Source organism: Geodermatophilus sp. URMC 63, assembly GCF_053502565.1.
Map to the genome: position 1 here is coordinate 5064761 of NZ_CP199956.1, position 15830 is coordinate 5080590.

Here is a 15830-nt window from a genome sequence, read left to right on the forward strand (position 1 = left end):
CGCGGGGACCCGGGGTGGGTGGAAAGCTCAGGACCCGTGGCGGAGCGGGGGTTGCGGGCACCGGCGTGGCTGGAGGAGCTGGTCCGCACGAGTCCCCCGCCGGTGCCCTGGCGCGACGTCGTCCGGTTCGCCGTCACCGTGCCCGCACCGCTGGCGCTCGCCCTGCTGGTCGGCGGCGGGACCGCCCTCGGCGCCGGGGTCTTCGCCACCACCGGCGCGCTGGCCGCGAGCCTCGCCCCGCAGGCCGGACCGCTGCGCGACCAGCTCCGCCGCACCGCCGCCGCGGTCGGCTTCGGCGCCGTCGGGCTGGTCGCCGGGCAGTACGCCGGCGGCGGCGGCTGGCTGCCGGTGCTCGTCGTCGCCGTGCTGTCGGCGGCGGCCGCCGTCATCAGCGGGGTCAACTCCGCGATGTCGCTGGGCGCGCTGCAGCTGCTGGTGTACACCGCGCTGGCCTCCGGGCTGGTCACCCCGCTGCCGGAGGTGGCCGAGGTGGCGTGCTTCTTCGCCGGCGCCGCGTGGGCGACGCTCACCACCCTGCTGCAGGCCGCGACCGAGCCCAGCGACCCCGACCGCACCTCGGTCGCCGCCGTCTTCACCCGCATCGCCGCGCTGCTCACCGCCGTGGGCACCGAGGGCACCGACGACGCGCGCCGCGAGCTGACCACCGCGCTCAACGCCGCCTACGACCGGGTCATCCGCACCCGCAGCCTCGCCGCCGGGCGCAACCGGCAGCTCTCCGAGCTCGCCGGGATCCTCAACGCGGCCGCGCCGCTGGTCGAGGCGGCCGTGGCCTCCGTCCGCGCCGGGGTGCCCGCCGACCCGCACGACGTGACGGCGGTGCACGCGCTGGCCGCCGCCGTCTCCGGCGCCCGCGAGCTGCCCGCCGAGCGGCCCCCCGCGCTGGAGGACGGGCCGGCGGTCCGCCGCGCGGTGCGGCACGGGGTGCGGCTGGCGTGGGCCGTGGTCGGCGATCCCGAGGAGCGGGCCGGAGCCGCCGTCCCGGCGCCGCGGCTGCCGTGGCGCGAGCGCCTGCGCGACGTCGCCGACCGCACCCTCGGCAGCCCCGACACCCGCGACTTCGCCCTGCGACTGGTGCTGTGCATGACCATCGCGGAGGTCGCCCGGCAGCTGCTGCCCATCGAGCGGCCCTACTGGGTGCTGCTCACCGTGGCGATCGTGCTCAAGCCCGACTTCGGGTCGGTGTTCACCCGGGCGGTACAGCGCGGCGCGGGCACGCTGCTCGGCGTCCTCATCGGCTCGCTGCTGCTGTCGGTGCTGCCCGGCGACGCCTGGGTGGTGCTCGCCATGGCCGTCGCCGTCGGCCTGCTCCCGTGGGCGCGGGGCGCGAACTTCGGCCTGTTCTCCGTCTTCCAGACGCCGGTGATCATCCTGCTGCTCGACCTCGCCGTCCCCGGCGGCCCGGGGCTGGTCGGCGCCCGGCTGGTCGACACCCTCATCGGCTGCGCGATCGTCCTGGTGGCCGGGTACCTGCTGTGGCCGCAGACCTGGCGGGCGCCTCTGGACGAGGCGCTGCACGCGGCCGTCCTCGCCCTCGACGACTTCGCCGGCGCGGCGTTCGGTGAGGACCACACCGCCCGCCGGCGGGCCCGGCGGCGCAGCTACCGGGCACTCACCGAGCTGCACACCCAGCTGCAGCGGCGGCTGGCCGAGCCGCCGCCGATCAGCACCCGGGCCGGCGCGTGGTGGCCGGTCATCGTGCAGCTGGAGCGGACGTCCGACGCGGTCACCGAGGCGGTCATCGCCGTCCGCGGCGGCGAGCCGGCCCCCGACCCGGCGCAGGTCGCGGCGCTGCGCCGGGCCGTCCGCGGCCTGGCCGACGAGCTGCACGCGACGACACCGCCGGACGACGCGGAGATCCTCGCCGACGGGGTGCTCGCGCCGGTGGCCCGCGAGGTCGACGCCGCCCGCCGGCTGGTCCGCGACGCCGCGCCCGGACGCCGCCCCGAGCCCACGGCACCCGGCACCTGACCCGGGTCCGCGGCCCCTACCACCCGCCCCGCGCGAGGCGGACGGGCGGGGGCGGAGTCGCCGGTCCCCCGCGGCTGCGCTGTCATGGACGGATGCCGACCGTCCCCGGTTCGACCTCCCCCGTCCCGCAGCAGCCCGGTCCCCCGCCCCCGGGCTCGCGCACCGTCCGCACCGACGACGGCGTCGACCTGCACGTCGAGGTCGACGGCCGCGAGGACGCGCCGCTGACCGTCGTCTTCAGCCACGGGTTCACCGCCCGGCTCGGCGAGTGGGACCTGCAGCGCGCGGCGGTCCGCGACCGCGCCCGCGTGGTGCTGTGGGACCAGCGCGGCCACGGCCGGTCGGGCTGGGCCGACCCCCGCAGCGCCACCATCGACCGCACCGGGCGCGACCTCGCCGAGGTCCTCGACGCCGTCGTCCCCCAGGGCCCGGTCGTGCTGGCCGGCCACTCGATGGGCGGCATGACGGTCATGGCGCTGGCCCGCCGCCGGCCCGAGCTGTTCGGCGACCGCGTCGTCGGCGCGTTCCTGCTGGCCACCTCGGCCGGCGGGCTGGTGTCCACCGGCCTGCTCGCCGCCGGCGTCCGGCTCCTGCGCCGGCTGCACCTGCTGCGGCTCTACCTGTGGTGGCTGCGGCTGCTGGCACCCACCCTCGAGCGGCACCGGCGCCGCGGCACCCGCTTCGGCCGCTACTACGTGCGCCGGTACCTGTTCGGGAAGGACGACGCCACCCGGGACGCCGTCCGGCAGGTGCAGGACATGCTCGAGGAGACGCCGCTGACGATCACGATGGCCTTCTACGGCACCTTCCTCGACCACGACGAGACCGCGTCGCTGCCGGTGCTCGGCCGGGTGCCGGTCACCGTCGTCGCCGCCGAGTACGACCGGCTCACCCCCGCCGTGCACGGCCGCCGGCTGGCCGAGGGGATCGGCGCCAGCGCCGAGCTGGTGGTGGTGCCGGGCGCGGGGCACAGCGTCAACCTGACCCGCACCGCCGTCGTCGACCGGGCCCTGACCGACCTGCTCGACCGGGTCGAGGCCGGCCTGGGGCCCGCCCGGCGGGCAGGCTGACGCCCGCCGTGCCTACTGTGGCCGTCACCACAGCAGCGGGGCCGGGGCCGTGTGACGACGGGGCCCCCGGACGACGAGCAGAGGAGCGACCACCGTGGACCGCCTGAGCGCGACCGACGCCGGCTTCTACTACGCGGAGAGCGAGAACGCGCCGCTGCACGTGGGCTCCGTGGCCGTCTTCGAGGGGCCGGCGCCGTCCTACGGCGACCTCGTGCGGCTGCTGCTGAGCAAGCTGCCGCAGGTGCCCCGCTACCGCCAGCGGGTCCGCCGGGTGCCGATGGACCTGGGCCGGCCGCTGTGGGTGGACGACCCGCACTTCCAGATCCTCTACCACGTGCGGCACACCGCGGTGCCCAGGCCCGGCGGCCCCGAGCAGCTGCGCAACGTGGCCGGGCGGGTGCTCGGCCAGCGCCTCGACATGGCCAAGCCGCTGTGGGAGGTGTGGCTGGTCGAGGGCCTGGAGGACGACCGGTGGGCCATCATCTCCAAGGTCCACCACTGCATGGTCGACGGCATCGCCGGCACCGACCTGATGCAGGTCGTGTTCGACCTCGACCCGAACGCCGAGCACACGGCGCCGCGCGACTGGACGCCGCAGCGCAGCCCGTCGAACCTCTCGATGGTGGCCGGCGCGCTCACGGAGACCGCCACCGCCCCGCTGCGCCAGCTCACCCACGGCCCCAGCGCCCTCACCGAGGGCGCGAAGGGCGCGCTCAGCAGCCTGCGCGCGGCGGCCACGACCCTGCCCGCGCTGGCCCGCCAGGCGCTGACCCCGACAGCCCGCACCCTCACCGGCCCGATCGGGCCGCACCGCCGCTGGGCCTGGACCGACGCCGAGTTCGCCGAGTTCAAGACCGCGCGCACCGCGCTGGGCGGCACGGTCAACGACGTCGTCCTGACCGCCATCAGCCGCGGCTTCCGCGACCTGCTCAAGGGCCGCGGCGCGCTGGGCGCCGACACCGTCGTCCGCACGATGGTGCCGATCTCGGTGCGCCAGGAGGGCGAGCGCGGCGCGCTGGACAACCGGGTGACCGCCGTCTTCGTCGACCTCCCGGTGGGCGAGCCCGACCCGGTGGTCCGGCTGGCCAGGATCCGGCGGCAGATGGACGACCACAAGAAGACGATGCAGGCGGTCGACGCCCGCTCGATCATCGCGATGGGCGACGTCATGGCGCCGACGCTGCTGGCCCTCGGCGTCCGCGCCTCGATGCAGGCCGGTCAGACGTGGTGCCAGGCGGTGACCACGAACGTGCCCGGCCCGCGGGTGCCGCTGTACGTGCTCGGCAAGCGGATGGTCTCCGCGCACCCCTACGTGCCCATCGCCGGCGGCACCCGCATCTCGATCGGCATCTTCAGCTACCTCAACTCGATGACCTTCGGGATCAACGCCGACTTCGACGCCTTCCCCGACGTCGACGTCCTCTCCGAGGGCATCCGCCGCGGCGTCGACGAGCTCGTCGAGGTCGCCGGCAGGCAGCCGGCCGCGGCCACCAGCTGAGCGCCCCGGCGCCCGCCGCGGTGACCTGGTTCACCGCGGCGGGCGCCGGGTAGCGGAACGCGGGTGACCGCTCCCGAGACCGACCTGACCGTCGCCGTCACCGGCCCCACCGGCACCTTCGGCGAGGGCCTGGTCCCGCTGCTGCAGGCCGACGACCGGATCCGGCGGGTCGTCGGCATCGCCCGCCGTCCCTTCGACCCGGCCGCCCGCGGCTGGACGAAGATGGAGTACCGGCGCGGTGACGTCCGCGACGACGACGCGCTGCGCGAGGCCTTCGCCGGCGCCGACGTCGTCGTGCACCTGGCCTTCCTGATCACCGGCAACGCCTCCCGGGACACCACCCGCGCGATCAACGTCGACGGGACGCTCAACGCCTTCCGCGCCGCGGCGGCGGCCGGCGTGCGCCGGTTCGTCTACGCCTCCTCGGTGGCCGCCTACGGCTTCCACCCGGACAACCCGGTCGGCATGACCGAGGAGTGGCCGGTGCGCCCGGCGTCGAAGCTCTTCTACGCCCAGGAGAAGGCCGAGCTCGAGCAGGTGCTGGAGGCGGAGGCGGCCCGGCACCCGGAGCTGTCGCTGTACATGCTGCGGCCGCCGGTGGTGCTCGGCCCGCACACGGTCGGCGCCAAGGACGTCCTCCCCGGCCCGCTGGCCCCACTGGGCCGCCGGCTGGCCGAGCAGAGCACCCGGCGGCTGCCGGTGCCGGTCCCGGTGGCGGTCCCCGCGCTGCCGCTGCAGTTCATCCACGAGGACGACGTCGGCCAGGCGCTGCTGCAGTGCGTCGTCGCCGCCGGCCCGCCCGGGGCGTACAACATCGCCGGCGACGGCGTGCTCACCGCCGCCGACGTCGCCCGCGAGTACGGCGCGATCCCGCTGCCGCTGCCCGCCGCCCCGGCCCAGCTCGCCGCCCGCGCGCTGTCCCGGCTGCCCTTCCTGCCGCCGGTCGCCGAGTGGGTGGAGGCGGCCAGCCACCCGGCGATCATGGACACCACCAAGGCCCGTGAGGAGCTCGGCTGGACGCCGCGCTACACCGGCCTGGAGGCGCTGCGCGCGACGCTGCGCTCGGGCTGACCCGGCTACCGCGGACGGCGCCGGCCCGGCAGGCTCGGCCCTCCCCCGGCCACGGCGGCAGACCGAGGGCCGGGCGGCCCACCGCCGGGCGGACGATGGGCGGGCAGAGGAGCTCGGAGGGAAGGTGCGCATGACGCAGCTGGTGGACACCGACGTCCCGCTGATCGTGCTGGTCGACGTCGACAGCGAGGTCGAGCGGCGGCTCGTGGCCGAGGCGCTGCCGCCCGGCGACGGCGGCTCCCTCACCGTCCTGCCCCTGCGGGGCGGGTCCCTGACCGGGCCGCTGGCCTCCGCCGCGCCCGACACCGTGGTGACGGCGGTCCGCGTGGCCTGGGCACCCCGCCGCGCGACCGGCCGCGCGACCGGCCGCGGGCGCAGCCGGACCCGGCGCGGGCGCCTGCAGGCCGCCGCCCCGTCGCTGCTGCGCCGTCCCCCGGGTGCGCTGCAGGCCGCCGCCCTGCGCCGCGACCCGGACCGGGCGCGCGTGGTGGTCGCCGAGCCCGCCTCGGTGGCCGAGCTGTCGGGGCGCTGGGACGGCACCGGGTCCCTCGCCGGCTTCGTCGCCCACCAGGCCGCCCTGGCCCTCGACCGGGCCGAACGGACCGTCGTCGGCGACCGGGCCAAGGTGCCGCGGCACGTCACCGAGGCGATCCGGCACAGCCCCGAGTTCCGGCGCGAGGTCGCGCGGCTCGCCGAGCGGCTCGAGCGCCCGGAGGAGGAGGTGCTCGCCGAGGCGGTGCAGGACCTCGACAGCCTGGTCGCCGCGATGGACCCGGTCGCCATCGAGGTGTTCACCGGCCTGCTGCGGCCGGTGCACGCCCGCGCCTGGGACGTGCAGGCCGACACCGCCCGGCTCGACGTGCTGCGCGAGCTCAACCGCCGGCACCCGTTGGTCTTCCTGCCCAGCCACCGCTCCTACGTCGACCCGCTGGTGCTCGCCGACGTCCTCGCCGCGCACGACTTCCCGCGCAACCACGTGCTCGGCGGGGACAACCTGCGGTTCTGGCCGGTCGGGCCGCTGGCCAAGCGCGCCGGGCTGGTCTTCATCCGCCGCAGCTTCGGCGGCGACCAGGTCTACAAGCTCGCCGTCCGCGAGTACTTCGCCTTCCTGCTGGCCAAGCGGTTCAACCTCGAGTGGTACATGGAGGGCGGCCGCTCGCGCACGGGCAAGCTGCGCCCGCCCCGGCACGGGCTGCTGGGCTACGTGGCCGACGCCATCGAGCGCGGGCGCGTGGAGGACGCCTACGTCGTCCCCGTCTCGATCACCTACGACCAGCTCCGCGAGGTCTCCGGCATGGCCGCTGAGCAGGGCGGGGCGGCCAAGCGCGGCGAGGGGCTGTCGTGGATGGCCTCCTACATCCGCGAGCAGGTGCGCACGCCGCTGGGCACGGTGCACGTCGGGTTCGCCGAGCCGCTGTCGCTGGCCGCCGCGCTGCGCAGCGGCGCCGACCCGGCCGATCCCGACGCGCGCCGGCTGACCCTGCAGAAGGTGGCCTTCCAGGTCGCCGTCGGCATCAACTCGGTCACCCCGGCCACGGCGACGGCGCTGGTCACCCTGGCGCTGCTCGGCGTCCGCGACCGGGCCCTCACCCTGGCCCAGGTGCAGCGGGTGCTGCAGCCCCTGCTGGCCTACCTCACCGAGCGGCGGCTCCCCTCCTCCGGCGCGGCCCTGGACACCGCCGGCGGGGTGCGGCGGGTGCTCGGCGCACTGGCCCAGCAGGGCGTCGTCACCGTCTACGAGGGCGGGGAGGAGCCGGTCTACGCCATTGAGCGCGGCCAGCACCTGGTCGCGGCGTTCTACCGCAACAACGCGATCCACCACTTCGTCGACCGGGCGGTCGCCGAGCTGGTGATGCTGCGCGACCCGGTCGACCGCTGGGAGGAGGCCGCCCGGCTGCGCAAGCTGCTGGAGTTCGAGTTCTTCTTCCCCGAGCGCGAGGCGTACCGCGAGCGGCTCTCGGCCGAGCTGGCGCGCCTGGACCCGGAGTGGGAGACCGCCGACGGCCGCGACGTCCTGTGCCGGGCGCCGCTGCTGGTGGCCCACCGGGTGCTGCGGTCCTTCGTCGACGCGCAGCTGGTGGTGGCCGAGCGGCTGGCCGCCCGCGACCCGCGGACGCCGGTCGTCGAGGCCGACTTCCTGACCGAGTGCAGCGGCGTGGGCCAGCAGATGCTGCTGCAGGGCCGGCTGCACGGACCCGAGTCGCTGTCCCGCGAGCTGTTCGCCGGCGCCCTGCGGCTGGCCGCCAACCTCGACCTGGTCGACCCCGGCCGGGAGGAGCTGGCCCGCCGCCGGCAGGAGTGGGCCGCCCGAGTCAGGGACGTGGTGAGCCGGGTAGCCGTGATCGACGAGCTGGACGCCGCGGCGCGGCGGGAGAACGTGGGGGTGGAGCCGTGACGGCCGAGCAGGAGACCCCGCCGGGAGGCGGGCTGGGCGGCAACGCCGCGGCGATGGCGCGCGCCGGCGTGTGGACCGAGGAGCAGCTCGTCGCCGACGTCGACGCCGCTCCCCCCGGCCCCCGCGTCGGGGCGTTCTTCGACTTCGACGGCACGGTCATCGACGGCTACTCGCTGGCCGCCTTCGCCCGCCACCACCTGCGCTCACTGGAGGTGACGCCGGCCGCCATGGGCCAGCTGCTCCTCAACGGCCTGCGCGGGGTCACCTCCGAGGAGGACTTCGAGCGGTTCACCGTCGCCGGCATGCGCGCGTGGGCCGGCCGCAGCGAGGACGAGCTGGTCGAGCTCGGCGAGCGGCTGTTCGTCCAGGGCATCGCCGGCTCGCTGTTCCCCGAGGCGTGGCGCCTGGTCACCGCCCACCTGCAGGCCGGGCACACCGTCGTCCTGGCCTCCTCCGCCACCCGCTTCCAGGTCGAGCCGGCCGCCCGCGCCCTCGGCGTGGAGCACGTGCTCGTGTCGCCGGTGGAGATCGTCGACGGCGTCTGCACCGGGCGCCCCGGCGGCCCGCTGCTGTGGCGCCAGGGCAAGGCCGCGGCGGTGCGGTCCTTCGCCGAGGAGCACGGCATCGACCTGCTGCAGAGCTACGCCTACTCCAACGGCGACGAGGACGTCCCGTTCCTGCGCACCGTCGGCCGGGCCCGGGCGCTGAACCCCGGCCGGGGCCTGGCCGCCGCCGCCCGCCACTACTCCTGGCCGGTCGCCCGCTTCCGACGGCGCGGCACGACCTCCCCGGTCGACCTCGCCCGCACCGTGGCCGGGGTCGGCGGCCTGTTCGGCGGGTTCGCCACCGGCCTGGCCGTCGGCGCGCTGAGCGGCTCGCGGCGCGAGGCGGTCGACCTCGGCATCACCCTCGCCGGGGAGCTCGGCAGCGCCCTGGCCGGCGTCCGGGTCGACGTCCAGGGCGCCGAGCACCTGGCCACCCGCCCGGCGGTCTTCCTGTTCAACCACCAGAGCCAGCTCGACGTCCTGGTGCTCGCCAAGCTGCTGCGCGGCGGCTTCACCGGCGTGGCCAAGAAGGAGCTGGCGAAGACGCCGGGCTTCGGGCTGGCGTTCCGGCTGGCCGACGTCGCCTTCGTCGACCGCGGCGACCCCGCCCAGGCCCGCAAGGCGCTCGAGCCCGCGGTCGAGCGGCTCCGCGAGGGCATCTCCCTGGTCATCGCGCCGGAGGGCACCCGGTCGGCCACCCCGACCCTGGGCGCGTTCAAGAAGGGCGCCTTCCACGTCGCGATGCAGGCCGGCGTCCCGATCGTGCCGATCGTGCTGCGCAACACCGGCGAGCTCATGTGGCGGGGCGCGACGACCATCCACCCGGGCGTCGTCCAGGTGCGCGTGCTGCCGCCGGTCCCCACCGACGGCTGGACCGCCGCGGACCTCGACGCGCGCGTGGCGGAGGTGCACGACTCCTACCTGCGCACCCTGGCCAACTGGTCGGGGCGCGCCGAGCGGCCCGTGGTGTCCGAGGAGCCCACCGCCGACGCCGGGCCGCCGGTGCCCGCACCGCCGCTGGACTGGGGCAGCGCGCCGGAGATGAACCCGCTGGAGACGGCGATGTGGCGCGCCGAGGCCGCCGACCCGCGGTTGCGCGCCAACGTGGCGCTGCTCGAGCTGCTCGACCCGGCACCGGACTGGGAGCGGCTGCGCGCCGCCCACGAGTGGGCCTCCCGGATGGTGCCGCGGATGCGCCAGCGCGTCGTCGAGCCGGCGCTGGGCATCGGCACCCCGCGGTGGGCGACGGTGACCGAGCTCGACCTCGACGCCCACGTGCGGCACGTGCACCTCGAGGAACCCGGCTCGATGCGCCAGCTGCTCGACGTCGTCGGCGAGTTCGTCTCCGCCCCGCTGGACCGCGACCGCCCGCTCTGGCAGGCGATGCTCGTCGAGGGCCTGTCCGACGGCCGCGCCGGCTACGTGGTCAAGACCCACCACAGCACCACCGACGGCCTGGGTGCGGTGCAGCTGATGAGCCGGCTGCACAGCCGCACCGCCGAGCACGACCCCGCCCGTCCCGAGCCCCCCGTACCCACTCCGGACGACGACGTCTCCCGCACCGCGCTGCTCGCCGAGCAGCTGGTCGGGACGGCACGCTCGGCGCCGCTGGCGCTGCTGCGCCGCGGCGCCGGCGCGCTGGGCAGCGCCGCGCACCCGTGGGACGCCGTCACCTCGGCGCTGGGCTCGGCGAGGGCCGCCGGCCGCACCCTCGCCCCGCCGGGGCCGGGCTCCGCGCTGCTCACGCCCCGCGGCGGCGGCTGGCACCTGGAGGTCCTCGAGGTGCCGCTGGCCGACCTCAAGGCGGGCGCCAAGGCGGTCGGCGGGTCGCTCAACGACGGGTTCCTGGCGGCGATGGTCGGCGGCTTCCGCCGCTACCACCAGCGGCACGGGGCGCCGCTGGGCACGCTCGCGGTCGGCATCCCGATCAGCCTGCGGGCCCAGGACGCCCCGGAGGGCGGCAACCGGTTCACCGGCGCCCGCTTCCCCGCACCGCTCGACGAGGCCGACCCCGCCGTCCGCATCCGCACGATCCGCGAGTTCGTGCTGTCCGTCCGCGGTGACGGCGGCGGCGGCGCCGGCGTGGTCAACGACCTGCTGGCGCCGACGCTGAGCTGGCTGCCCGCGCCGGTGATCGGCGCCGTCTCCGGGCAGCTGACCAGCGCGAACGACGTCCAGATCTCCAACGTGCCGGGGGTGACCCACCCCGTCTACATCGCCGGCTCGCGGATCGAGCGGATGTACCCCTTCGGCCCGCTGCCCGGCTGCGCGGCGATGATCACGCTGCTGTCGCACGAGGGGCAGTGCTGCATCGGCGTCAACGTCGACGCGGCCGCCGTCACCGACCCCGTCGGCCTGGTGGCCGACCTGCAGGCCGGCCTCGACGAGGTGGTCGCGCTCGGCCGCTGAGCACCCGGTGGACGCCGTCCGCGGCGTCCACCGGGTGTACTCCGGCGCTCCTGCGGTACTGCACCGGGGTGACCCGTGCCACAGCCCAGGAGCGGCCATGAGCTTCAACCTCGCCACGATCCTGCGCGAGTCCACTCTCGCCCACCCCGACAAGCCGATGCTGCGCCTCGGCTCCACGACGCTCAGCTACGGACAGGTCGACCAGCTCTCCGCCCAGGTGGCGGCCGGGCTGCGGTCGGCGGGGCTGCGGCGCGGCGACACCGTGGCGCTGCAGCTGCCCAACGTGCCGCAGTTCGTCCTCGCCTACTTCGGCGCGCTCAAGGCCGGGATGACGCTGGTGCCGCTCAACCCGCTGCTCAAGGCGCCGGAGGTGGCCTACCACCTGTCCGACAGCGGCGCGCGGGCGCTGATCACCTTCGACGCGTTCGCCGACGAGGCGGTCAAGGGCGCGGCCGAGGCCGGCGACGTCCGGGTCTACGTCGCCTCGGGACCGGGCTCCGGCGAGCTGCCCTCGGACACCACGTCGTTCGACGCGCTGGTCGCCGACGGCGCGGGCGCCGACCCCTCCGACGTCGAGCAGATGTCCCCCGACGACACCGCGGTGATCATCTACACCAGCGGCACGACCGGCCGGCCCAAGGGCGCCGAGCTCACCCACTTCCAGACCTACATGGCCGCCTCCGTCGCCTCGGAGACCTTCGGCTACCGCGCCGACGACGTCACCATGGCCGTGCTGCCGCTGTTCCACGTCTTCGGCCTCTCCAGCGTGATGAACAGCGCCATCCGCGCCGGCGCCACGCTGGTGCTGGTGCCGCGGTTCGAGGTCGGCGCCGTCCTCGACGCGTTCGAGCAGCACGGGGTGACGGTGTTCTGCGGGGTGCCGACGATGTTCGTCGCGCTCATGCACGCCGACCTGACCGGCCGCGACGTCGGCGCGCTGCGGATCTGCGTCTCCGGCGGCGCGTCCATCCCCGGTGAGGTCATCCGCGGCTTCGAGGCCGCCTTCCCCGGGACGACGATCCTCGAGGGCTACGGCCTGTCGGAGACCTGCGCGCTGGTCACGTTCAACCGCAGCGCCGAGGACCGGCGGGTCATGTCGATCGGCAAGCGGCTGTGGGGCTGCGAGGTGCGCGTCGTCGACCCGCAGGACGAGGAGCTGCTCCCCGGCCCGGAGCACGTCGGCGAGATCGTGCTGCGCGGGCACAACATCATGAAGGGCTACCTCGGCCGGCCGGAGGCCACCGCCGAGGCGATGCGGGGCGGCTGGTTCCACACCGGCGACCTCGGCCACCGCGACGAGGACGGCTTCTTCTACATCGTCGACCGCAAGAAGGACCTGGTCATCCGCGGCGGCTTCAACGTCTACCCGCGCGAGATCGAGGAGGTCCTGCACGCCCACCCGGCGGTGCGCGAGGCCGCCGTCATCGGCAAGCCGGACGAGCGGCTCGGCGAGGAGGTCGTGGCCTACGTCAGCCTGCGCCCGGGCGACTCGGCCGAGCCCGGTGAGATCATCGCGTTCTGCAGGGAGAGGCTGGCGGCCTACAAGTACCCGCGCGAGGTCGTCGTCATCGAGGAGCTGCCCAAGGGGCCGAGCGGGAAGGTGCTCAAGACCGAGCTCCGCACCCGCTGACCGCGTCCGTTCCGCCTCTTCCCGGCGAGAGGCGGAACGGCCGGGGTCAGGCGCGGGAGGGGGTCACGACGGCCTCGTCCAGCCACTCGAGGACGAGGGCGGCCAGCCGGTCGGGCACCTGCAGCTGCGGCACGTGGCCGACGCCGGCGAGCTCCTCGTAGCGCCACTCCGGCTGCCGGCGAACCGCCTCGCGGGCGGCGTCCACGGGCACCAGCCGGTCGCGGTCGCCGTGCACGAGCAGGACCGGGCTGGTGATCCGCGCCATCGCCGACCGGTACCGGCGCGGGTCGAGCAGGATGCCCAGCAGCGAGCGGGCCGCCGAGAGGAACGCCCGGTCCATGCCGGCGGCGTCCTCGCGCTGCTCCAGCAGCGTCACCGCGCGGTCGACCACCGGGGCCGGCAGCTCGTCGGGGTCGACGCCGACCAGCCGGAGCATCTCGCGCACCCGCGTCAGCGGCGTCTGCCGGGAGCGCCGCAGCAGCAGGACGCGCTCCCCCAGCCCGAGGACGGCGTACAGGGCGAAGGTCAGCGCGACCACCCGGTCCAGCCGGCGGCGCCTGCCCGGCAGCGCGGGGTCGAGCAGGACCAGGCCGGCGACGAGGTCGGGGGTGGCGGCGGCGGTAAACAGCGAGATCATCCCGCCCATCGAGTTGCCCACCAGCACGGCCGGCTCCCCAACGACCTCGCGCAGGAAGTCCTGCAGGACCGCGGCGTTGGCCTGCACGGTGGTGCGCCGCTGCCCGGGCTCGCTGCGGCCGAAGCCGGGCAGGTCCAGGGCCCACACCCGGGCCGAGGGCGTCAGCAGGGGCGCGAGCAGGTCCCAGTTGCCGTGCGAGCCGCCCAGGCCGTGCACCAGGACGACGGCCGGCCCGTCGTCGCGGCCGCCGTAGTCGACCACGTGCACCGGACCGCCGAGGTCCACCGTCCTCCTCGTGCCGGGCGCCTGCGCGCCCCCCGCGTCCCGGTCCACCCGTGCTCCTCCTCGCCGTGCGGCCGGCACCGGTGCGGTGCCCTCCGTACGGTTCCACGCCCTCCCGCCGGTCGCGCGCGGTGGGGCCGGTGCGGCGGGTGTGGCGCGGACCACACGTCCGCGTATCAGGCCGCCGCGCGCCGCCTCGGACAGGTGTGGGCGGGGCGTCACCGTGGTACCCGCCAGTAGCTACGGCGGGACGGCCCGCCGGTGAGGAGGACGACGTGGCGCGACAGGACACCGACGGGCCCAGCCTGCCGCTGTACCTCACCGAGATGAACCGGGCGATGGCCGACTACGGCCTCTACCTGGCGGCCAGGCCGCTGATGAACCGGCTGCCCGTCGGCGACGGTCACCCGGTCCTCGTCCTCCCCGGCCTGCTGGCCGACGACGTGTCCACCCGCACCCTGCGCCGGGTGCTGCGCCGGCTGGGCTACCGCGTGCACGGCTGGCGCCTGGGCCGCAACATCGGCCCGACCGCCGAGTGCGTCGAGGGCATGAGCCGGCGCATCGACGACCTCAGCGACCGCTACGGCCGGCCGATCAGCCTGGTCGGCTGGAGCCTGGGTGGCATCTTCGCCCGCGACCTGGCCCGCAAGACGCCGGACTCGGTCCGCCAGGTGATCACCCTCGGCAGCCCGTTCGCCCTGCAGCGCGACAGCCAGACCCGGGCGAACCGGGCCTTCGAGCGGTTCTCGCACCTGCACGTGGAGCCGCGCACGCTGCCGCTGGCGAGCGAGGCCACGCCGCTGCCCGTGCCGGCCACCTCGATCTACTCCCACCACGACGGCATCGTCGCCTGGCAGGCCTGCTTGGACCGGCTCTCGCCGCAGGCGGAGAACATCGCCGTCTACGCCAGCCACCTGGGCATGGGCCACCACCCGGCGGTCATCTACGCGGTGGCCGACCGGCTGGCCCAGCCCGAGGGCACCTGGCGGCCGTTCCGGCCCCCGCTCGCGCTGCGTCCCGCCTTCCCGCGCGCCGACGTCCCGCAGCCCTCGTTCGCCGCGGCCGCCGCAGCCTGACGGCACCTCGCCGGGGCCACCCCGAGGGCGGCCCCGGCGAGATCCCGACGTCCGGGGTCAGCGGCAGTCCCGCCACCCCGAGCCGTTCCAGTGCCCGTGGCCGCCGCCGTGCCCGTGGTGCTCCCAGCCCCCGTCCGCGGAGTCGCCGGACGGCGCCGGAGCGACATCCGCCGGTACAGCCTCCGCCGGCGCGGGCTCCGCACCGGCGGCGACCGGAGCGACCTCGGCGCCGGAGTCCACCGGCGCGATCTCGGCACCTGACGGCAGCGGTGCGGTCTCCGCACCCAGCTCCACCGGAGCGATCTCACCGCCGGCCGGGGCCGGCGCGGCCTCGGCACCAGGCTCCACCGGGGCGACCTCCCCACCGATCCCCACCGGCGCGACCTCGCCGCCGGAGTCCACCGGCGCGACCTCCCCACCCGTGGCGACCGGGACGTCCGCACCGGTGGCGACCGGGACGACGTCCGCACCGGTGGCGCCCTGCAGCGCAGCCGCGTCGAGGACGATGACCCCTCCGGCGCCCCCGGCTCCTCCACCGCCACCGTCGCCTCCGGACGCGTCGGCCGTCGCGGCGCCGGTGCCGATGGTGACGATGGTGAGCGTGTCGATCGTCGAGTTGTTGAGGACCAGCACGGTGCCCGAGACGGCCGTCGCGACCGCCGGCCCGCCCGCCCCACCGTCCCCGCCCGGCCCTCCGCCGCCGACGGCCTGCATGGTGGTGCGTGCAGGCAGCAGCTGCACGTACTGGTCCTCGAACACGGTTGCCTCCTGGTGGCCGGTTCCGGCGATCGCCGCGGGCGCGGGAGAGGCTCCGTGGAGGAGCGCAGGAATGGGCAGGGGGCGCATCCTCGCCATTCCCCGCCCCCGCTCCCGCTCGTGTGGCCCGACATTCTCAGGCGGTACCGAACTCGGCAAGTTCCGCGTCGAGAACGAGACCGAACAGTGGCTGAGCGCGGACGATCCCGGCCTCGGGACGGCGCACCACGGCACGCGTCCGACCAGTCCGACGTCGGAGGCTCGTGTCACTCTGCGAGGTCGGACCTGCACCTCCCGTGCGGAGAGGGCCGGGGCGACCTGCCGCGCCGCGGCGCCCGACCCGCGCGGGAATGGACCCGTCCGAATTCCCGCGCCCTTCCGCGGAAAGCGCGATCTCATACCCCGGTATGGGTCGACACGAATACGGCACGTCGCTGCCGGCGTCTCTCCTCGATCGCCGCGCTCCCCTTGC

10 protein-coding genes are annotated in these 15830 nt (G+C 76.0%); 8 read left to right on the forward strand and 2 right to left on the reverse strand.

Annotated features, from left to right (window positions below):
• Positions 1-51 precede the first annotated feature (51 nt).
• From ACWIZO_RS24630 to ACWIZO_RS24660, 7 genes are all read left to right on the forward strand, one after another.
• The gene (locus ACWIZO_RS24630; protein ID WP_448640212.1) at positions 52-1989 is read left to right on the forward strand and encodes an FUSC family protein; all 1938 of its coding nucleotides are present in this window, start codon (positions 52-54) and stop codon (positions 1987-1989) included.
• 92 nt (positions 1990-2081) lie between these two features.
• Positions 2082-3059 (forward strand): alpha/beta fold hydrolase, encoded by a 978-nt coding sequence (locus ACWIZO_RS24635; protein ID WP_448640213.1) that lies wholly within the window; start codon positions 2082-2084, stop codon positions 3057-3059.
• 94 nt (positions 3060-3153) lie between these two features.
• A complete protein-coding gene (locus tag ACWIZO_RS24640; protein WP_448640214.1) occupies positions 3154-4557 on the forward strand; it encodes a WS/DGAT/MGAT family O-acyltransferase in 1404 nt (467 codons plus the stop codon).
• A 63-nt stretch (positions 4558-4620) separates the two neighbouring features.
• Positions 4621-5628: an NAD-dependent epimerase/dehydratase family protein gene (locus tag ACWIZO_RS24645; RefSeq protein ID WP_448640215.1), complete on the forward strand. Its 1008-nt coding sequence runs from the start codon at positions 4621-4623 to the stop codon at positions 5626-5628.
• A 130-nt stretch (positions 5629-5758) separates the two neighbouring features.
• On the forward strand, positions 5759-8023 hold the full coding sequence (locus ACWIZO_RS24650) for a glycerol-3-phosphate 1-O-acyltransferase (RefSeq protein ID WP_448640216.1): 2265 nt from the start codon (positions 5759-5761) through the stop codon (positions 8021-8023).
• A complete protein-coding gene (locus tag ACWIZO_RS24655; protein ID WP_448640217.1) occupies positions 8020-10977 on the forward strand; it encodes a wax ester/triacylglycerol synthase family O-acyltransferase in 2958 nt (985 codons plus the stop codon). The genes ACWIZO_RS24650 and ACWIZO_RS24655 overlap by 4 nt, the downstream gene beginning before the upstream one ends.
• Before the next feature lie 97 nt (positions 10978-11074).
• On the forward strand, positions 11075-12607 hold the full coding sequence (locus ACWIZO_RS24660) for a long-chain-fatty-acid--CoA ligase (RefSeq protein ID WP_448640218.1): 1533 nt from the start codon (positions 11075-11077) through the stop codon (positions 12605-12607).
• Between the two features lie 46 nt (positions 12608-12653).
• Here the strand turns inward: ACWIZO_RS24660 and ACWIZO_RS24665 are convergent, their stop codons facing one another.
• A complete protein-coding gene (locus tag ACWIZO_RS24665) occupies positions 12654-13577 on the reverse strand; it encodes an alpha/beta fold hydrolase (RefSeq protein WP_448640219.1) in 924 nt (307 codons plus the stop codon).
• Positions 13578-13801: 224 nt separating this feature from the next.
• On the opposite strand from ACWIZO_RS24665, the gene ACWIZO_RS24670 reads away from it, so the two are divergent.
• Entirely contained in the window at positions 13802-14602 is an 801-nt protein-coding gene (locus ACWIZO_RS24670; RefSeq protein ID WP_448640220.1) for an esterase/lipase family protein, read from the forward strand.
• Positions 14603-14659: 57 nt separating this feature from the next.
• Here the strand turns inward: ACWIZO_RS24670 and ACWIZO_RS24675 are convergent, their stop codons facing one another.
• Entirely contained in the window at positions 14660-15361 is a 702-nt protein-coding gene (locus ACWIZO_RS24675; RefSeq protein ID WP_448640221.1) for a hypothetical protein, read from the reverse strand.
• Between the last annotated feature and the right edge of the window lie 469 nt (positions 15362-15830).

Bases quoted from the DNA above. Each gene is read 5' to 3' on its own strand.
- ACWIZO_RS24635 (WP_448640213.1), top strand. From the start codon at position 2,082: ATGCCGACCGTCCCCGGTTCGACCTCCCCCGTCCCGCAGCAGCCCGGT.
- ACWIZO_RS24650 (WP_448640216.1), top strand. From the start codon at position 5,759: ATGACGCAGCTGGTGGACACCGACGTCCCGCTGATCGTGCTGGTCGAC.
- ACWIZO_RS24660 (WP_448640218.1), top strand. From the start codon at position 11,075: ATGAGCTTCAACCTCGCCACGATCCTGCGCGAGTCCACTCTCGCCCAC.